Annotated in this window: 13 protein-coding genes; 5 read left to right on the forward strand and 8 right to left on the reverse strand. The window is 59.3% G+C overall.

Annotated features, from left to right (window positions below):
* Positions 1-1,464, forward strand: a complete 1,464-nt coding sequence (locus Q4D85_RS02115; RefSeq protein ID WP_303197904.1) for a hypothetical protein — start codon at positions 1-3, stop codon at positions 1,462-1,464.
* On the opposite strand, the gene Q4D85_RS02120 is transcribed toward Q4D85_RS02115, so the two are convergent.
* A complete protein-coding gene (locus Q4D85_RS02120) occupies positions 1,359-2,501 on the reverse strand; it encodes a glycosyltransferase family 4 protein (protein ID WP_303197905.1) in 1,143 nt (380 codons plus the stop codon). The two genes, Q4D85_RS02115 and Q4D85_RS02120, sit on opposite strands and share 106 nt — an antisense overlap.
* A 60-nt stretch (positions 2,502-2,561) precedes the next feature.
* Between Q4D85_RS02120 and Q4D85_RS02125 the strand changes: the two genes are divergently transcribed.
* A complete protein-coding gene (locus Q4D85_RS02125; RefSeq protein WP_303197906.1) occupies positions 2,562-3,332 on the forward strand; it encodes a bifunctional 2-polyprenyl-6-hydroxyphenol methylase/3-demethylubiquinol 3-O-methyltransferase UbiG in 771 nt (256 codons plus the stop codon).
* A 634-nt stretch (positions 3,333-3,966) separates the two neighbouring features.
* On the opposite strand, the gene eccCb is transcribed toward Q4D85_RS02125, so the two are convergent.
* Complete coding sequence (gene eccCb, locus Q4D85_RS02130; RefSeq protein WP_303197907.1) at positions 3,967-7,929, reverse strand: type VII secretion protein EccCb; 3,963 nt, start codon at positions 7,927-7,929, stop codon at positions 3,967-3,969.
* Between the two features lie 106 nt (positions 7,930-8,035).
* Between eccCb and Q4D85_RS02135 the strand changes: the two genes are divergently transcribed.
* On the forward strand, positions 8,036-9,484 hold the full coding sequence (locus tag Q4D85_RS02135; RefSeq protein ID WP_303197908.1) for an EsaB/YukD family protein: 1,449 nt from the start codon (positions 8,036-8,038) through the stop codon (positions 9,482-9,484).
* Positions 9,485-9,523: 39 nt separating this feature from the next.
* Positions 9,524-9,673 carry a hypothetical protein gene (locus Q4D85_RS02140; RefSeq protein WP_303197909.1) on the forward strand — a complete coding sequence of 50 codons (150 nt, stop codon included), beginning with the start codon at positions 9,524-9,526 and terminating at the stop codon, positions 9,671-9,673.
* 385 nt (positions 9,674-10,058) lie between these two features.
* Here Q4D85_RS02140 and Q4D85_RS02145 read toward each other — a convergent pair whose 3' ends face one another.
* The 4 genes from Q4D85_RS02145 to Q4D85_RS14505 all read right to left on the reverse strand — a co-directional run bounded on the left by Q4D85_RS02145 (position 10,059) and on the right by Q4D85_RS14505 (position 15,062).
* Positions 10,059-11,921 carry a hypothetical protein gene (locus tag Q4D85_RS02145; RefSeq protein WP_303197910.1) on the reverse strand — a complete coding sequence of 621 codons (1,863 nt, stop codon included), beginning with the start codon at positions 11,919-11,921 and terminating at the stop codon, positions 10,059-10,061.
* 194 nt (positions 11,922-12,115) lie between these two features.
* Complete coding sequence (locus Q4D85_RS02150; protein ID WP_303197911.1) at positions 12,116-12,523, reverse strand: hypothetical protein; 408 nt, start codon at positions 12,521-12,523, stop codon at positions 12,116-12,118.
* 17 nt (positions 12,524-12,540) lie between these two features.
* Positions 12,541-13,218 (reverse strand): hypothetical protein, encoded by a 678-nt coding sequence (locus Q4D85_RS02155; protein ID WP_303197912.1) that lies wholly within the window; start codon positions 13,216-13,218, stop codon positions 12,541-12,543.
* A gap of 17 nt (positions 13,219-13,235) precedes the next feature.
* A complete protein-coding gene (locus Q4D85_RS14505; protein ID WP_368502233.1) occupies positions 13,236-15,062 on the reverse strand; it encodes an AAA family ATPase in 1,827 nt (608 codons plus the stop codon).
* Positions 15,063-15,303: 241 nt separating this feature from the next.
* Here Q4D85_RS14505 and Q4D85_RS02165 point away from each other — a divergent pair, with 241 nt between their 5' ends.
* Positions 15,304-15,951 (forward strand): hypothetical protein, encoded by a 648-nt coding sequence (locus Q4D85_RS02165; protein ID WP_303197913.1) that lies wholly within the window; start codon positions 15,304-15,306, stop codon positions 15,949-15,951.
* Positions 15,952-16,140: 189 nt separating this feature from the next.
* On the opposite strand, the gene Q4D85_RS02170 is transcribed toward Q4D85_RS02165, so the two are convergent.
* Positions 16,141-16,737: a bifunctional 2-polyprenyl-6-hydroxyphenol methylase/3-demethylubiquinol 3-O-methyltransferase UbiG gene (locus tag Q4D85_RS02170; protein WP_303197914.1), complete on the reverse strand. Its 597-nt coding sequence runs from the start codon at positions 16,735-16,737 to the stop codon at positions 16,141-16,143.
* 69 nt (positions 16,738-16,806) lie between these two features.
* Positions 16,807-18,639: a phosphoenolpyruvate carboxykinase (GTP) gene (locus Q4D85_RS02175; protein ID WP_303197915.1), complete on the reverse strand. Its 1,833-nt coding sequence runs from the start codon at positions 18,637-18,639 to the stop codon at positions 16,807-16,809.
* Between the last annotated feature and the right edge of the window lie 440 nt (positions 18,640-19,079).

Genomic DNA, 19,079 nt, shown 5'->3' on the forward strand with positions numbered 1-19,079 from the left:
ATGCCCAATAACCACAGCAGGCGAGACTGGTTCCTGTGCGGCTACGCCTGCTTTCTCATCGTGGTTCTACTCGGCAGCCTCCTGCAACCCGGGGTGCTGCTCCTACGCGACATGGTGGTCCTCAACCACCCCGCTTTGCACCTATCCGCCCTCGGCTTCGGCGACCTACCGGCGCGAAACGCTCCCCAAGACGGTTTCCTGGCACTGATCGGCCACGTATTACCCGCCTCCTGGATGGTACGAGTACTGCTTTTTGCCACCGCAGGCATCGGCGCGTGGGCCGCATATAAACTCACCCGCGCCCACACCCTAAGCACACTGGCCGCAGCCGCCGCCATCACGATCACCCTGTGGAACCCATTCACCATCGAACGCCTCCTCCAAGGGCACTGGTCGGTAGCACTCGTCGCCTGGCTGGTCCCCGCCCTGCTCTACTTCCACGATCGACCTGGCCGTCAAACCTTGGCGCTGTGGCTGTGCAGCCTCACCCCCACCGGGGCCGTCCTCGGCACCACCATCGCCGTCATCGCAAGCCGCCACCACCGGCTCCGCATCGCCGTGACCGGGCTGCTGGTATCCCTCCCATGGCTCGTCCCCAGCCTCATCACCCCACCCGCCGCAGGTGCCCACAAACTCTTTATCGGCCGCGGCGAAGCATTCCTCGACCCGATCACCTCCTTCATCACCCTCGGCGGGCTATGGAACAGCGAAGCCATACCCGATTCCCGACACCACGGCTGGATAATCGCCGGTATCGCACTGTTCGCCCTGCTTGTCTGGCACATGCCCCGCAGGTGGGCCATCACCAGCAGCGTAGCCATCGCCCTATACTGCGCACTGTGGCTTGGCCCCTCGGACTGGGTTTTCGCCCACGCACCCGGCGCGGCGCTGTTTCGCGACTCCCACAAACTCGCCCTCCTTCTCATCCCCGGCTATGTCACCGCCGCCACCCGGCTGACTAACCGGTGGTTGGCGGGACTAGCCACCGGGTTAGCGATCCTCCAAATCCCCGACGCTCCCATCGCCCTTAGCGCGCTTAGCCCCCTGCCCGCCCTCCACCAGTGGCACACCCCGGACCGCACCCTCGGCGACCTGCTCAATCTGGACTCGCAGGGGCTCATTACTTACCAGGGTCGCCCCCTCGTCGACCCGCTTTATAAAGCCGAATCCGTGGTGGAATCGGGGCGCTTGATCGTCGACAAGCACCTAGCCGACCCCGCCTCCCGAAGATACCAACAGGCCAGCGCCGCGTGGCGCGCGAACGATACCGCCGCCCTGGCCCGCCTTGGTGTTTCCCAAGTGCTTGTCAACGGCACCCGCACCACCATCCCCCACCCCGCACCGCCGCCTAAACACCGCTACCTCCTAGGGTTAGCCCTCTTGCTTTTGTGGTGCGCGGTTCCCATCGCCGCAGCGTGGTTGAGCTTGTGCAGAAACCGTCGACCGGTTTCCTCCCAGGAATAACCTTGCGCCTTGATCGCCGCTGCCGCCCCCAACCGGTGTCGCAGTGGGGCGTCGACAAGCAAAAGCCGCAACTTGCGCCGCAGCTCGGCGGAATTCGACACCAACACCCCCGTCACGCCGTCCTCAATCGAATCCTGCAACCCGCCGGAACTGCGGTAACCGATGGTCGGAACCTCATGCTGCGCGGCCTCCAAAACCGCAAGCCCCCACCCCTCTTTACGCGACGGCATCACGTGAACCGCCGCCCGTGCCAGCAACGCGTGCTTATAGTCCTCCGTCACCTGCCCATGAAACACCACCTGGCGCGCACCCCGCGCCTGGGCGTACTGCCGCAGCCGGTCGCCCCACCAGCCGGAACCGATCACGTCGAGCACCACATCGTCTAAATCCGCCACCGCATCTATCGCGTGTTCAATCTGCTTGTGTGGCACCAACCGCGACAAGGTGACCACATGCAGCTTCCCATCATCGCCCAACTGCGGAATCACTGCCGGAACCGGATCGACGCCGTTGCGGATAATTTCAATGCCACTCGCCGGAAATCCCAAATCCACCAATTCCTGCGCGCTCGGCACCGAAACGGTAACCACCGGTGTGGAACGATGCACCCGCGGCGAAATCTTTGACTCGATAAACCACCCCACCCGCGCCAGCACCTTACCCGCAACCGGCCACTGTTCCCGGTGGCAATGATGCGTCAACAGCACCGTCGGCCGCCCCGAAAACAGCCGCGCAAAAAACGGAATACCATTCTGGGTATCCACCACCACATCGACACCGCGCAACGGGCCCAACCCCAGCCGCCCGAGCATCATCAGCACTGCTGCCTGCGGATACACCCCCAGCTTCCCGCCGCCTCGGGAAAACATCACCCCGTCCCGCACCGCCCACCGGGGACTATCCGTCGGCTTCGACGTGCGGAACACCACCTCGTGGCCCTGTTCAACCAAATACCTGGCCACGTGTTCTAAGTAGCGTTCGCTACCGCCCCCCTGCGGATGATCGGTGTCCCGCCAGCACAACAATAAAACTTTCATAACAGCTATCTACCCTAGCCCATGCCCAACCCCCGCCGAATTACTAGACTAAAAACCCTCATGTCTTTCTCGCACTTACCGCGCACCGCCCGCCGCGCCACCCTCAGCCGCTCCTTCGGCCTGCTCAACGACTTTCGCTACGAGCAAACCCAACCCGACCGGTTCTACTCCCACCTAGCCCGCGACACCCGGGAACTCATCGAAGCACTCCATGCGGACATCAACCACGCGCCCCTCAGCGGACTCCGTATTCTCGACGTCGGCGGCGGCCCCGGCTACAGCGCCACCGAATTCGAACACAAAGGCGCGACATATATCAGCCTCGAACCCGATGTCGGCGAAATGGCGGCCGCCGGCATCACCATCGCCAACGCGGTGCGCGGCGACGGCATGAACCTGCCGTTTCGCACCGGCAGTTTCGACATCGTCTATTCCTCCAACGTCGCCGAACACGTGCCGCGCCCCTGGGACATGGGCGACGAAATGCTGCGGGTATGCGCCCCCGGCGGGCTTGTGATCCTCAGCTACACCATCTGGCTCGGCCCGTTCGGCGGCCACGAAACCGGGCTGTGGCCCCACTATGTCGGCGGCGACTACGCCCGCGATCGCTACACCCGCCTCCACGGGCACCCGCCCAAAAACAGCTTCGGCACCTCGCTTTTCGACGTCTCCTGCCGCGCAGGACTCACCTGGGCCCACACGAGCGGCGCCCAGGTCGCAGCACTCATCCCTAGGTACCACCCGCGCTGGGCGTGGTGGCTGGTACACGTCCCCCTGCTGCGCGAATTCCTGGTGAGTAACCTCATCATCGTCCTACGCAAGCCCGCCTGACGCCGACAGGTTGCTCGGGCGGGTGGGCCGGTTCGGCTCGCGTCTTGGTCAAGTCGGAGATTCCACTTCTCACCCCACCAAAACCCCAGAACCCACCCCGCCGAAAACCACAATCCCCGACTTCACACAACCACACCAACCCCGGCACACCCCACCGTCGTCAAGTCGGAGATTCCACTTCTCACCCCACCAAAACCCTGCATTCCCCCAGGAAAACACAACGCCTAACCACAATCTCCGACTTCCACACCCCTGCGGCCAACTCACCGCACGCCCCAACCACCAAAATCGTCAAGTCGGAGATTCCACTACTCACCCCACCAAAACCCCTGCATTCCCCCAGGAAAACACAACGCCTACTCACAATCTCCGACTTCCACACCCCCTTGCGGCCAACTCACCGCACGCCCCAACCACCAAAATCGTCAAGTCGGAGATTCCACTACTCACCGCACCAAAACCCCAAGACCCACCCCGCCGAAAACCACAATCCCCGACTTCACACCCCAATGCCCAACCCCTGGCCCATGCGAAACCCCGCGCCCTCAAAGATTTGCGAGGTGCGCGGGGTTGTAGTTTTCGTTTAACTGCCGCCGGTTCAGCGACTGACAGGAGCCTGCCGTCTAGAGCAAACCTAGAACAACAGTGGCGCTGGGTAGTGGGCGAGTTGGATGAGGGTTTTCTCCCCATTGCGTTCGACCCACTGGGCGCGGCCCGGTGGCAGGTTTTGCAGATAAACGTTGGGCCAGATCTGACCTTCATTGTGGTCGCCAGACAGCAGGATTCCGGTAGCGCCCGCGTCCTTGAGCGCTTGGATGACTGCCTCGTAGTTGGCGCGCCCCATTCCGGAGGAGCTGCGGGCGATGATGACGTGCAGCCCGAGTTGGTTTGCGTGGGCAAAGTATGGGATGAGCGGCCGTAATGGGTTGCCGGAGCCTTCGATGAGCTCGTAGTCGTCCACCACGATGTAGATGTCGGGGCCGTCCCAGTTGTCGCCAGTTGTGGTGACCCGCATTCGGTGGTCGAGTTCTTTTTGCAGGAATTCCACCGCAATATCGGCGGTCTTCGTGGTGCCCACGTATTTGGAGATGTAGTCCTTCGGGACGAATCCGAGGAGGGTGCGGCGGATGTCGAAGATGGCGAAGGTTGCCTGCTCCGGGAAGTGTTGGGCCAGCAGTTCGCTGATGATGGTGCGCAGGGTTGAGGTGCGCCCTGTCTTCGTGTCGCCGATGATCATGAGGAGCTGTTGCTCGCCGTCGAGGTCGAGGACTGCCGGGCTGAGGTCGTTCTCCGTGACGCCGACCAGCGCTTCGGGGGTGCCGGGGTGTTCGGCCCGGAGGTCGTCGTAAAGTATGTTGGTCGGCAGCATCTTGCCCACCGGGGTGGCTTCGGCGATGGTGCCGTTCCAGCCGTTGGTGATGGCGGCGACGAGTTCGTGGGCGGTCTGGGCACGTACCACTCCTGGTTGGTTGAAGGTTGGCAGCGCGATCTGGCAGTAATTTTTGTCCATGCTGACCGCGCGGCCGAGCGGGGCGTTTTCCATTTCCATCATGAGGCCGCGGCCGTTAACGGAGGCCAGTGGGTCGTCGATGCGCAGTTCGATGCGGGAACCAATGGCTTCCTGCACGTCGCGGCGGAAGTCGGACCATTGCCCGGTGGTGAAAATGACATGGATTCCGTACTGCAGGCCGCGCTGCGCGAGGTTTTGGACGATTTCGGCCAGGACGTCGAAGCGTTGTTTAAATTCTTCCCAGCCGTCGATGACGAGGAAGAGGTCCGACGCCGCAATTTCGGGCAGCGCGCCGCGTAGCTGCATGTTTCGCATGTCGGTGGCGTCGGCGAGGTTGTGTTTGGTGAAAAGTTTTTCCCGCCGCGACATTGCGATTTGCAGCTGTGCGATCATCCGGTTGAGGCGTTCCTCATCGTTTCCGGTTGCCACTGCGGTGACGTGCGGCAGGTCGGCGAGGTAGTCGAGGTTGCCGCCCGACATGTCAACGATGGTGAAGTTGACTTCGGTTGGGGTGTGCGACAGTGCGGCGGAGAGCACGAGGGTGCTCACAGCGGTGGTTTTTCCGGAGTGTTCGCTGCCCATGATGGCAAGGTTGCCGTGCTCACCAGCGAGGTTGACGGTCAGCGGGCCGCGCCATTGCTCCCGGGGGTTGTCTTTCACGCCGAGGGTGAAATCGAGATACTGGTCCCGCGGCACGGCGAGTCCCCGGTTAGAGGTGAGTTGCGCTTCGTAGAGGACTTCTTCGAGTCCGACTTCTTCGGCTAGCGGCGGCAGCCAGATTTGGTTGGTGCGCAGCTCCGATGGCCGCAGCCGGTCGAGCACTACTTGGATGGTGGAGCGATCGTCGGCGCCGTCGGTGGTTGCGGCGGCATCGGCTGCTTTTCGACGCTCCAGCCACGCGCGTGTCGTGTTGCGCAGCTCCAACGGCATGCCGATGGCTGGCAGGGCACCCGGATGGTGTTTTTCGCTTGGCGAGTACGGGTCGGAAACGATCACCGCCCGGAACCTGCTGTAGGTCCCATTGTCGGTTTTTAAGTACCCGGAGCCGGGTTGTTCCGGCAGGTCAAGCGCGTCGGTGGTGCCGAGGGTGTAACCGGAATCGGTGGCCGAGTCGGTGCGCAGCGTCAGGTGGTAGTTGAGGTACGGCGCGAGCCCGTTGATGGTTTCGTCTTCCAGATGTTCGGTTGCCAGGATTAAGTGCAAGCCGACTTTATGGCCGATTCGACCAATTTGAACCAAGAGGTCAATGAAGTCAGGTTTAACCTCGAGTAGTTCTTGGTATCCGTCGATGACGATGAACAGGTGCGGCATCGGTTCTTGGATTTGGCCGCGTTCGCGCAATCGGTTGTAGTCGTGGATGGTTGCGACGTTTCCGGCGCTTTGCATCATCCGTTGCCGTCGCTGGATTTCGCCCAGGATTGCGTCGTGCAGTCGGGTGATAAGACCAGCCGAATCCTTGAGGTTCTGGACGATAGCGGCGGTGTGCGGCAGGCCGCAGAAGCCGGTGAAGGTGCCGCCCGCTTTAGCGTCGACAAGCACGATGGCGAAGTTCTCCGGCGAATGGCGCACCACATTGCCTAAGACGATGGTTTGCAGCAGCTCGGATTTTCCGGAACCGGTCGCGCCGACACAGATGCCGTGCGGACCCATGCCTTCCAGGTCTGATTCTTTAATGTCGAGCCCCACTGGGTCGCCGTGGGCGTCGATTCCGAATGGGACGGTGAGGAAATCGTCAAGGTGGCGTGGGGCCCAGAGTTCTTCGATGTTGTAGTCGTTGAAATTCCCGACCCCTAACAGGGCATCAAGGGTGATGGGGTGCTGCAATGGGTCGTCGTCTTCGACCGTTTCGTCTGCCCGCAGCGGTGCCAATTCGCGCGCGATGGCGTCGGCAAGCTGCGGCGAAAGATCATCAAGGGTACCGGCGGTACCGCCGTACAAAAGGCGCGCATCGTAACCCTCAACACCAGCGGGTGGGGCAAAGCGCCCGAGGTCGACGGTGAAGTGTGGGGTGGGCGAGCCGAAAACGGAAATTCGGATGTCTGCCGCGACGGAGGCGTTATTGCGCGATGTGACGATCACGCTGATGCCCGCTGCCGCTAAATCCGCGACGGTTGCAACGTGGGAAAGAATTTCCATTCCGTGTTCGGAGTCGGCGTCAGCAACGATGAGCAGGTGTGGCGTGTGTGCGCCAGGTTCCTCGCGACGGCGCTCGATTTCGGCGACGAGGCTCGCCGCGGATTCGGCGTCGTCGCTGACGTTTCGGGTGCCGACCGGGCCGTCCAAGGTGCGGTCGTCGATAAGGTGCGGCAACCACAGCGCCCACGAACCGGTATCGGCGGCGCCGGATAGCGGCAACGCGAGGTGAATCTTCAGATCGCTTGGGGAATGCATGACGGCGGCTTGCAGCATCAGCGCTCGAACCGCATTGGCGGTGGCGTTCGGCGCGCCGGTGATGAGCACCACCCCGCGCAGCGGAACCGCAATGGGCAGGTCGTTGATTCGTTCGACCCGCCGCAGCATCCGCGCAACATGGGCGTAAGCGGTCTGATCGGGCACCGCGTCGGCGGCGGGCACCTCTATCCCGCACGCCAAATCGCCGGGGCCTTGCCCGAGCCGAACAACGAGGAAATCCGAGTCGGAGGGTCGGCGTTCCCAGAGTCGTTCCGGCTGGCGGATTACGGTGCGCAACGCGGTCGGGGCGGGATGGTGCCGTAGCGCCTCGCTGCGTTGCGTTTCCGCCTGGTTTCTAAGCGCAGTTTCGCAGTTTTCCAATTCCGCAATGTACAGCGCCCGTTGCGCCTTCGCTTTTCGACGCCCACCAGTGTTGCCGACCACCCACAACAGGGCGCCCAGCACGATGGCAACAAGAAGCATGCCGCCACCGACGACTAACCAGACCGGGTCCTGCAGGAACCAGATGACGAGCCCCATACCAACGGCACCGAGCAACAGCAACAACACCTTAAGCAGACCTGAAGCCTTGCTTAAGACGCCTGCGGCTGGCGGCAGAGGACTGAGCCGCACTGGATTCTCAGGTGTAATATCGCGCTGCACGCGGTCAGGGCGATGAACTAAACGAGTACTCATGAATTCCCTTCGGAAAACGATTATCCGACGCGTTTAATTATCCACGTTTTCGGCGTTTCAGTCTAAAGCTTTCTTTTAAGCAATAAACCGTGAAATCATCATTATTATGGCAACTGTGTTTATTCGCCTTAGCGTTTTTTACAATGATCGACAATTAGACGTGAGCGTGCCTGCTCACCGGCCAATCGTCGACGTCATCGACGACATCACCAACCTACTCGATGTCCCCTCCGTCGCTCCCGGAAGCGACGATGATCCTAAAGCAGACACTCAGCCTTGGGCCCTGTCCTCCCCCACAAAGGGGTTATTAGATTCGGAATTAACCCTCGACGACTATTCCATCGTCGACGGCCAACGCCTCTACCTCACCCCACAGCTGGCTGCTGCCCATTCCCCCTTTGTCGATCACGCAGTTCCTGAACTACGCAGCGCCGTAGCGGCAACCACCTGGCGCTGGGCGGATTCCATCCGCGCCACTGGTTACTTCATCGTCGCCACGGTGCTTGCGCTATTGGTGTACATCCCCACCCTGGGTGCGGTGTATGGCGCCCCGAACGATTTCACCGCCTGGAAACTCCCCACGATCGTCCCGGCAGCCGTATGCCTAGCTATCACCCTGATATGCCTGATTGCGGCATTCCTCCAGCCTGTTAAACCCATGCGGTGGCTCGGGCTACTCACGCCGCTGACGGCAATGGCCGCCACCAGCCCATTCCTCGCCCCGCTGCCTGCTGGTCGGGAATGGTCCGGCCTGGTATCGGTAGCCTGCATCGCTGCGGTTCCCGCCGTACTCGCGGCTGGCCGAAAGACCGAACGCACCGGCCGGGGTGGCGCACTCGCGCTCTTCCTGGTGGCCCTCGCAGGTGTCGCCCTGTACACCGCCAATTACTTCGGGGTCAGCGCACTGGCGTTTAGCGCCTGGGGTGCCTGGGTTCCAATCGTGGCGCTCATCATCGCCCCGAGCTTCGCCGTGAAATCGGCCGGGCTCACCGCGCTGCTTCGGGAAAACGACAACGGTGCGGCGGTATCGCGCACAGATGTTCGTCGAAAAGCAATCAAAGCCGCGACGGTATGCGACGGTTTGGTGTGGTTCGCCACCGCCACCGCGTTCTTTATCATCGTCACCTTGGCCTCCAGCCCGTACTGGCAGCAAGGCATTCTGGCCGCCGTGCTGTCAATCATCATGCTGCTGCGCACCGCCAGCTTCAGCGATGCCCGCCGCATCACCCCGTTGATTCTCACCGGAACCGTGGGGCTTGCACTGTGCGCCGCCGCCTGCGTGCCGTGGGCTAAGACCTTCTACGACATCGAAAAACCACACAATCCGTGGTGGCTTATGGCAGCATCCGACCAGTGGCTGGCAGGCGCGGTTTTCGCTGGCACCTGCCTGCTGTTCATCCTGCTGATCATCGTCGTTGCCAAACGCAAGCCAAGTACCACGCCTACCAATTCCTCCAGCCTGGTTGGCAAACTCGACACCATTTTCACCGTGGCCGCCATTCCGGTAATCCTCGTGGCACAAGGTGTCTTTACCTACTTCTGGGCGTTGTCGTAGCGCCTGATTCCCCGACATCGTGTCGAACACTCCCGCCGATTGATGCACACGCATCGCGGCGGGAGTGTTATTTTTCACCCCGTCGCTGTCACCCTTGGTGTCTTCGCAATCAGCGCCGCCCTGATTGCCGCAACCCTCCTCTTTTTCGCTTCCGTGATGAAGTCGGAGATTCACAGCGCGGCCCCCTAAGTGGAAGAGTTTTCCCTGGTCACGTTCCACCGGTTCCTCGGCCGTGGCGTAATCTCCGACTTCAACCACTCATGACTTAACCCGAATATGACGTATCCGCTATGGATCCGCTGTGGATCTACCGGGGGACGCGGCTCGAGTCGGATTTTCGCCCTTGGTGGGCATGAATCGGCGTCGGATCCTGGCGGTTTTTCGCATCCGCCGCGCAATCTCCGACTTCAAGTCGGATTATTCAAAAAGCGCTGGCACGTATTTTTGCGAGCGGGAATCTGTTGTGGAGAGCGACCTGCATTGTTGTCGCGGGTGGGCAGCAAAAAGCCCAGTAAAACGAGAATCCTTAGCGTTATGCAACGCGCTCGTTGTACTGGGCAACTGCCATGGTTTTTTACATCATTTGCATGATTTTCGCGGTGGCAATTAAAACAGCAAGCAAAATGACGGCCACAGCGGCAGAGATGACCATGATGTTTAACGTCAGTGGTTTCGTCCGTGGAGTGGAATTGTCAAAGCACAGCGCCTGAGTAGCCAATTGCATCCGTAGGCGATCCGCTTCCCGCGTTGTCGGCATTGGAAACAATGTGCTCGTTTCCAATTGCGCGGCGGGCGGCGCTGGAACAGCTACCGGAGGCTCGGCAGCAACCGCTGGTTGCGGCTCGGGCTGTACCTGAGTGTTCGTCTGGGGGTGCGGCTCAACAACCGGCTGAGGTGTTACAGGCGCTGCCGGTGTCAGAAGCTCCGCTTCCGGCTGTGGTGTGGTCTCGACGACCGGAGATGACGATTCTTCCACCTGCGGGGCTTGCGCAACGGGTGCGGAAGCAGGCTGACGTGTGGTGGCGCTCAGCGCCGCCGCCACGCCTGTAACCGACGCAGCACCAGCGGCGGTGATAACTCCCGGTGCCGCCGATTCATTCACAGGTTCTGCCGCAGGTTCTATAACCGGCTCAGCTACTGGTACAACAGCCGGTTCGACCGGGGTTTCGACCGGCGCTTCCACCACGTTATCCGCAACCGGCGGTACCGGTTCGGTTTCCACCACTGGAGCTAGCGGCGGTTCCACCACAGCAGGCTCAGGTTCACCGGTCGGCCACTCCTCAGTGACGGGGGATACGACAGCCTCTTCTACTGCCGGAGCTGGTTGTTCGACGTAATCGACGGTGTCCACCGCAGCGACCGGCTCAGCCCACTCGGTTGGTTCCGGTTGTGCAACCGGGGTTTCCACCATGACATATTGTTCGGCCACCGCATCAGGGTGCGGCACGAAAACCGACCCGCCTTGAGGTTCGGCAAGGATTTCCCGCTGTGGCTGGACAACCGTCTCTGGCTGCTCGGCCACAACGTCATAGGAAGGTTCCGGCTCGACGGGCTGCGACGTGGTTTCGTCGACAAGCTCGGGGCGTGCTTCCCCCTCGGAAACTGCTACTGGCTGCTGGTAAGCGGCATCCACGTATTGCGGCTCCGCGACAACCTCGGGTTCTGGCTGCATAACGCTGCCGTGTATCCCGCGCATATCTGGGTATTCATTGATGCGGAACTCTGGTGCAGGTTGCTGTACATCATCGACAGCATCATGCGGTTGTGGCTCCAGATGGTAATACTCGGTGGTCTGCTGCGGAGCCGTCTCCTCCGCAACATCCTCGGAAATAGGGATCACGTCCGCTAACTCAAACTGAGCCGCAGCACTGTAGCTGTATCCCTCGTAAGAAACAGCGGGCTGTTCCACCTGATTATCCGCCGCAGGCTGCACTGCATCGTAGTTCTGCACCGACGCCTCATCGGTGTAGGACTCATAGCGTGGCTCCGGGGCGTAATACGGTTCAGGGTTAGTGTCGGCAGGAACGGCCTCTGCGGAAGCGTTGGCATCGTAAAACGGCGTGCTGGGCTGCTCCGCTTCGATCGAAGGCGTGCTGTAATCCGCTACCGCCTGCTGTTCCTGCGGCAGCTCAGCCACACTGGGGTCATACTGTTCACCTACATCTGTTAGCGGCTGCTCAGTGAACGGCTGCTCGGTGAGTGGTTGCTCGGCAAGCGGCTCTTCAACGTACTGGGGCTCATCAGGTTGAACCTGTTGCGGCGCGGCAGACACCGCAGCGACAGGCTGTACAGGCGCAATCGGTGGCGCGGCCGCAGCCGCCGTGGGCGCATACAGGCCACCACGCGCTACCGCCGCAGCCGGATCAAAAGGCGGTTTGAAAACCGGCTGCACCGTTGGCTCTATTATCAAGCTGTCGATGTCTAGTCGTGCCTTCATTTTTGGTTCTTTCTTGTTTTCCTATGAGATTCCTATGATATTGCCTTAACAGAAATTATGTAAGCCGCTTTTTATTTTTGGCGCGGTTTCGGCGCTTTTATACCAATGTGTGCCAACTTTATGCCGACACCGTGGCGGGCTTTCGACCACCGCGGTTGTCCGGCAGCAGATTTTCTGTTTTTCTCACACCTGGATTAGAACGGTATAGGTATTTCAGGCAATGGAAGCCCCGGAATTCCCGGAATGCCTGGGATCCCCGGAATGAATGGTTCCGGTGCAGGTGGTGGCTCAGGAGCCGGTAGCGGCGCTGGTTCCGCCGGAGCTTGCGGCCGAACTGGGCTCGGCTGTGGATTCCGGTTCTGCGGAACCTCAATCTCCGGCTCCGGAATTTCCGAACTTGACGTCGAGGAAGTGGTCGAAGGCGCCGTGTAGGAAGCGGGTAGGCCCGGTAATTGTGCAACCGGCGGGGTGCGTTGCTCAAAATCCTGCATCTTCGCCCAGCCTGGTTCTTTGCAGGCAGCAATGGAGAGCACCAAACAAATTCCGGCGGTGGCAGTCAACACCCGGCGAATGGCCGTGGGGATCAAAGGGGCATCGTGCATGTTATCCATCGTGTGTTTTACCCTGCGCTTTTTGAGTATTCGTGAGCTTTGGCGTGAACCGCTTTAATGAAGTCGGGGTTCGGGTTAACCAATTTCATCCCATTATCCCAAGCGGCCGGGGTATTCAGTGAGCCTTTGGCGCATAATTGGCGCGCAATGGCCAAGCTGGCGTCGTCGATATTGTCGGGTGACGGAACAGTGTCTGGTTGAGCGCTTTCGCCAAATTTTTCCCAAGCTGTTGCTTTGATCTGCATCGGCCCCATTCCAACATCCATGGTGGGGTCGCCGTCGAGCATGCCTTCGTCGGTATCAGCGACTGCCTCATTGCCAACGAATTTAAGATCCCGCAGCTTTCGGCTGGTCGTTCCATCGTTATCGACGGTCGCCCCCGCGATAAAACCGTGGTTACTGGCGACATATCCGATCGCGGCTAGGGTTTGCCACCCAACATCGCAACCCGATTCACTCATGGTGACTGATGCATAGGCATACGCTTGAAGCGAGCGCGGCGGAATCGACCGGATAGCGCCCTCTTGCGTCGACCATTCCGCTAACTGAAAGGTATTGGAATAGTTTTCCGGTGTGGGGGGCTCTAGGCGGTCGGCGCAGCCGGTGAGCGCTGTCGCAGAAAGTACTGCCACTGCAGTCAGCGCAATAGGTGTGGTTTTCACAACCACGGTCGGGGTGCGACGCATTTTCCTTCAATCACCTCTTAGTTGGCGTGTCGGTGCCAGTTGGGAAAATCCTGAGCCACCAGGCCAGCGAGCTCAAGAAATGCCAAATATGTCCTCTTGTCCAACCGCTCTAAGTCGATGATGGTCCCTTCGGCGAGGTGCCGATCGAATGGGATCACCTGCACCGCACGGGTGCGTGACTTGAAGTGCTCAGAAAGCTGCTGAATATCAATTCGCGGGTTTCCGGGCGTGGATTCAGAGACGACAACAATGGCGTTTGTTGCGAGTTTTTCATATCCGTGGTGATTCAACCAATCGAGGGTAGCCGAGGCGGATTGCGCCCCGTCCAACGCGGATGATGTCACCAGGATAAGTGTATTCGCTAAGTCCAAAACTCCCGCCATCGCCGAGTGCATTAACCCCGTTCCGCAGTCCGTCAAAATGACGTTATAGTGATGCTGCAAAATATCTATTGCATGCCGGTAGTCCATCTCGCTGAACGCCTCGGAGACCTCCGGGTCGCGGTCGGACCCGATGACTTCCAGGCGACTTTCCGCCTGGGTTGTGTAGTAGCGAATCTGGGAATATCGCTCCAGGTGTTCCGCATTGAGCAGGTCACGGATGGTAGGGCTGCCGGGAAGCGCGGCGCGTTGCGCCAGGGTGCCAAAGTCGGGGTTAGCGTCGATAGCGATCACTCGATCGCCGCGCAGGCTGGCGAAGATGCCACCCAGCATGACGGTGGTTGTGGTTTTACCCACACCGCCTTTCAGCGACATCACTGCGATCCGGTGGTCGCCGCGCAATGGGGTACCCGCTAACCGGATGAGCTGTTCGTACCGCAACGCTCTCTGCGAATCCCCTAGGTTGAGGTAGCCGCGTGTGACGTTGTAGACAAACCGCCGCCACCCGTTTTTGGGGGCAGCTTTGATGGGGTTAACCAAGATCGACTGGTCCAGCGCAGGCGGCGGCGCCAAGTATTCGGCACCGCTGGTGTCGATTTTTGCTGCTACATCGAGCTTTTCGACGTCCCCAGCGATGACCTTCCCCGGCTCGTCGTCGGAGCGCGCAACGAAAACCCGAGAGTCATCGGAAGTACTAAAGCTAAAAGCCTTGCTGGCGGTCGCGACGGGCGGCGTCGCCTTTTCAGCCGGTTTGGCTGCGGTTTTATCCCCCGCCGCTGGCTCTTTCGCCGCGTCGGCTTGGGGGGATTCAACAGATTCCTTAGATTCTTTTGGCTCCTTCGGCGGAAGGCTTTGCGCAAAATATTCGCGGATGAATGTGGTGTCTTCCGGAATCGAATCGACTTTCAGCGTCCGGGTATCCGGCGCAGCTGGCGGTTCCGGCTGTTTCGGGGCGGCTGCTTCGGTCGGGGGTGGCACTTCGACCGGCTCGGTGGGAATACCGTCGCCGGTGAAGTCGACTCGTGTAGCCGCGCTAGCGGTCGGCTGTGTGGGGCTTCCGCCCCGACGTGGCCGATCAGATGCATCGGTGCCTAAATTCCACGAATTTGGCGTTTTCCGTTCCACGGAGGGCGTAGATGAAAGATTATTAATGGAAACTCGATCAGAAACTACACCCGAATGTGTGAGTTTCTCCCCAATAGTGGGGGGAGGTGTCGGACTTTGCGACGACCCCAACGAGTAGCTCGACGGCTCATCAGACCCCGCCGGTTTGGCATGCCGGGCACGCCTGGGGGCATCCTCCGCCCGCCGACGCCCGGGCCGTACATCAGCGAAAGCCCGATTCGGGGAACCGGTTTCTGCCCGATCATCACCAGTTACAGCAGATTCGGGTGCTGAATTTGCTAATTCGGTTTTTTGCAACCACGGTGGCACATTCTGAGGATTATCTATTCCTGTCACCATTTGCTCCTTCACGAATCTATTCAGCTTGCCGCCCACTAAAATCATTTAACATAGTCACCATACCGCGTTACCAACAATCCATATTTAGTTAATGGACAGTTTTTTGCTTAAGGAAACCCGCAACGTGCCAATTAATAATTTACCCATTTTAAATTCTTTGCAATGGACAAATAGATTCGCACATTCACAGCGCCGGGCGCCAGTTGGTACTGAAAACGCAAAGATTATCGCGGTTGCGGCAATGGATAATCGGCTTTTAACGAGCCCAATTACTGCATTAATTGCCCAGGTAGTTAATGCCGAATCGAAATTACCGGTCGTTACGGTGGACGCTGACGGGGAAAATCAGCCGTTAAGAATTCACCTTCAGGCTGGCGATAACACAGATTTGATTGAATTAATAAATTACAAACATGACATTTTAGATCAAGAAGTAATTACCAAATGCGTCGACCAAACCGGCGATATTCCCATGCTTTCTTGCAACCGGGAAACCCCATTCGCATTAACGCCACCAATGCTGGCACACGCAGTGCGCCGGGTACAGCACCGCTGGCCAACGGTGATCCTCAACCTGCCGCACACCTGTGCACCTGACACCATTGCCGCCGGGGTGAATATGGCCGACCACGTCCTCCTTCTTACCGATCGCGCCCACAAAAGCCATCAGTGGCTATACCAACCGGGACACCAGCTGAGCCTTCTGGCCGCCGATAACCGGGTGACGATCCTTACCGTGGGCGGGTCGGCAGCCACGGAAGTATCGGCGGATACCATTCATCTTCCGCGCACCGGTCAGCGCTTGGATTCCCACGCTATTTTCGTCCCCACCGACACCGAATCCTTAACGGTGTTTTACGAGATTCTGCGGCGCATTTACAGCGACTAAACAAACCCGTTTACAGATCAGTTTTCCAAACCTCCTGCAGGATTCGTGCTTCGGTTACGGTTCCACGGTTCCCGCCATGCTTTTCGACGCCTCCCCACCCCGGATTTACCCGAACCCGCCCAATCCCTCAAGTCGGAGATTTAGCTTCACAAGAACATCAACCTGACCAGGAGTAGCTACCTCAGCCAGCTAGGCACAGCGCCAATCTAACAAATAGCGGTAATACAGGCCGCGCCGAATGCGGGCACCGGGAAGAATTTGTGATGCCTGACGTTTAATCTCACCCAAGCTCATTCGTGGTGCCGTGATGGGAGCTGGCGGGGTCGAGATTTCCCGGTGTATCACTGAGCTCACCATCACGATCGGCAAGCATATTCCATCCCACAGATAATCTCGCCACGTTTCGTTCCGCGCCAACCCAATCACAGCGATCGTTCCTTCCGGGTTGAGGAGTGACCGCGCCTTTCGGAGTGCCTCTTCAAAATTCATGTGATGAATGCTGGCGCTGAAAACAATGAAGTCAAACGTTGAGTCGAAAGTAGTGGTGAGAAAATCCCCGACATAAAACTCCACATGCTGCATATCCGCGCAACGTGCACGAGCTTGAGCAACGCTTGGGGAGTCGACGTCAACCCCCACGGCACGGGTGACCTGTGGTCCAATGATGGAGAGCAGATAGCCATCACCGCACCCGACGTCCAGGACGGAAGCTGGTCGGGTTGTGGCTATGAGCCTGCGCAGCCACGGGTGGTACGCCACATTGTGATTCCAGTAGTTGTGTTCCATATCTCTGGTGCTAAAAATACTCCCCCAAATACCGGAGTGGATGTTTGGGGGAGTATCGGTTAGGAAAGACTACTTCAGTGCGTCTTCAACGCGCTTACGCAGGGCTGCGAATTCCTCATGGACTTCGGCTGGGACGTGCTCGCCGAGGAACTTCAAATATTCCTCATTATCATCGAGATCGTTTGCCCACATCTCGGCAGGAGCGGAAAGAGCTTCCCGGACGTCGTCGAGGGTGTAGCCCTCCAGGCCCTCCATGTCGATGTCTTCTGCGCGGGCGGTGTGACCAACGACGGTTTCGTCCGCGCCGACGCGACCCTCAATGCGGTCGATGATCCACTTGAGTACGCGGCTGTTGTCGCCGAATCCTGGCCACAGGAAGCGGCCATCATCGCCACGACGGAACCAGTTGACAAGGAAGATCTTCGGCATCTTATCGCCGCCCTTCTTGCCCATGTCGATCCAGTGCTGGAGATATTCACCAGCGTTGTAGCCGATGAATGGCAGCATCGCCATTGGGTCGTGGCGCAGCGCACCGACCTCACCTTCGGCAGCAGCGGTCTGGCCAGAAGCAAGTAGCGAACCGATCATGGTGCCGTGGTTCCAGCTGTGCGACTGGGTCACTAGCGGCACGGTGTCGGGGCGACGACCACCGAAGAGGATCGCGTCGATCTTCACGCCCTTTGGATCATTGAACTCAGGGGCGGCGATTGGGCACTGCGCGATCGGCACTGCGTAGCGGGAGTTTGGATGAGCGGCATCGACGCCGGACTCTGGGGTCCAGTCGTTGCCGTGCCAGTCGATCAAGTGAGCTGGCGGCTCCTTGGTCATGCCTTCCCACCAGATGTCACCGTCGTCGGTTAGCGCGACGTTGGTAAACAGCGTGTTGCCCGGCTCCATGGTCTTCATTGCCATTGGGTTGGAGCTGTAGTTGGTGCCTGGTGCCACACCGAAGAAGCCGTTTTCGGGGTTGAAGGCGTAGAGGTGACCGTCCTCGCCGAAGCGCAGCCACGCGATGTCGTCGCCGACGACCTCTGCTTTCCAGCCTGGAATGGTGGGGGTGATGAGGGCGAGGTTGGTCTTACCGCATGCAGATGGGAACGCTGCTGCGATGTTGTAGACATTGCCTTCTGGGTTGGTGAGCTTGAGGATGAGCATGTGCTCAGCCATCCAGCCTTCTTCTTTCGCCATCACGGATGCGATACGCAGCGCGAAGCACTTCTTAGCCAGGATCGCGTTGCCGCCGTAGCCGGAACCGTAGGACCAAATCTCCTTGGTTTCTGGGAAGTGCGTGATGTACTTTTCGTCGTTGCATGGCCATGGGACGTCAGCCTCGCCCGGCTCTAGTGGTGCACCCACCGAGTGGAGACACGGCACAAATTCACCGTCGCCCAAGCGGTCCAGAACATCTTGGCCCATGCGGGTCATAACCTTGACCGACAGCACCACGTATGGGGAGTCCGTCAATTGCACACCGATCTTCGGATCGTCGGCGTCGAGTGGACCCATAGCGAATGGCACCACGTACATGGTACGACCGCGCATAGCGCCGGTGTAGCGCTCGGTCATTTCCGCTTTCATCTTCTTCGGGTCATACCAGTTGTTGGTAGGGCCAGCGCCCTCTTCGGTTTCGGAGCAAATGAACGTACGGGATTCCACACGAGCGACGTCGCTGGGGTTGGAACGTGCCAAGAAGGAGTTGGGGCGCTTTTCCGGGTTTAGTCGAATCAGGGTGCCTGCGTCGACAAGCTCCTGGGTGATGCGGTCCCATTCCTCCTGCGAGCCGTCGGCGAAGACGACGCGATCAGGTTGGAGCATTTCGACATTTTCGGCGATCCACTTCAACAGTGCTTCGTTTTTGGTGGGGGCTTCACCCACCAGCCCGTTGATAACCACGTTGGACATTACATTCTCCTGACGTATATGCACGTGCCAATAGACAGTCTTTCCAATTCACCACGATAGCGACTAGGGTCCTTAGCTAGTACGCACCCTCCATGAGACCAATCTCACAAATTTTTCACCACGAAACTCGCTTCGGTCAGCTTCTCCCATTAGCCTGCGAAGATTTTGGGCAAATCACATCCACAACTCCCCCTTGAAGGGGTGATGTCCGGCCAATTTCACATCATAAACCACCCTATTTCAGGGGTGTTTTTAGTATAAAAATCCACATTTTCACCCCAAGATCCCAGTGAATTTTCGCTTTTCGACGACATTTTCCGGGCAATTCATCCATTCCCAACCGGATTTTTCTTCAAAAGTCACATAGCGCACCCTGGCCCGCAGCGTGGGCCAGAAAACCAAACACCAGGAAAAACGTTTATACCCAATCCCCAGCGCCC

The organism is Corynebacterium sp. (genome assembly GCF_030532965.1).
Lineage (GTDB): Bacteria > Actinomycetota > Actinomycetes > Mycobacteriales > Mycobacteriaceae > Corynebacterium.

Bases quoted from the DNA above. Each gene is read 5' to 3' on its own strand.
- Q4D85_RS02115 (WP_303197904.1), top strand. From the start codon at position 1: ATGCCCAATAACCACAGCAGGCGAGACTGGTTCCTGTGCGGCTACGCC.
- Q4D85_RS02120 (WP_303197905.1), bottom strand. From the start codon at position 2,501: ATGAAAGTTTTATTGTTGTGCTGGCGGGACACCGATCATCCGCAGGGG.
- Q4D85_RS02125 (WP_303197906.1), top strand. From the start codon at position 2,562: ATGTCTTTCTCGCACTTACCGCGCACCGCCCGCCGCGCCACCCTCAGC.
- eccCb (WP_303197907.1), bottom strand. From the start codon at position 7,929: ATGAGTACTCGTTTAGTTCATCGCCCTGACCGCGTGCAGCGCGATATT.
- Q4D85_RS02135 (WP_303197908.1), top strand. From the start codon at position 8,036: ATGGCAACTGTGTTTATTCGCCTTAGCGTTTTTTACAATGATCGACAA.
- Q4D85_RS02145 (WP_303197910.1), bottom strand. From the start codon at position 11,921: ATGAAGGCACGACTAGACATCGACAGCTTGATAATAGAGCCAACGGTG.
- Q4D85_RS02150 (WP_303197911.1), bottom strand. From the start codon at position 12,523: ATGCACGATGCCCCTTTGATCCCCACGGCCATTCGCCGGGTGTTGACT.
- Q4D85_RS02155 (WP_303197912.1), bottom strand. From the start codon at position 13,218: ATGCGTCGCACCCCGACCGTGGTTGTGAAAACCACACCTATTGCGCTG.
- Q4D85_RS14505 (WP_368502233.1), bottom strand. From the start codon at position 15,062: ATGGTGACAGGAATAGATAATCCTCAGAATGTGCCACCGTGGTTGCAA.
- Q4D85_RS02165 (WP_303197913.1), top strand. From the start codon at position 15,304: ATGGATAATCGGCTTTTAACGAGCCCAATTACTGCATTAATTGCCCAG.
- Q4D85_RS02170 (WP_303197914.1), bottom strand. From the start codon at position 16,737: ATGGAACACAACTACTGGAATCACAATGTGGCGTACCACCCGTGGCTG.
- Q4D85_RS02175 (WP_303197915.1), bottom strand. From the start codon at position 18,639: ATGTCCAACGTGGTTATCAACGGGCTGGTGGGTGAAGCCCCCACCAAA.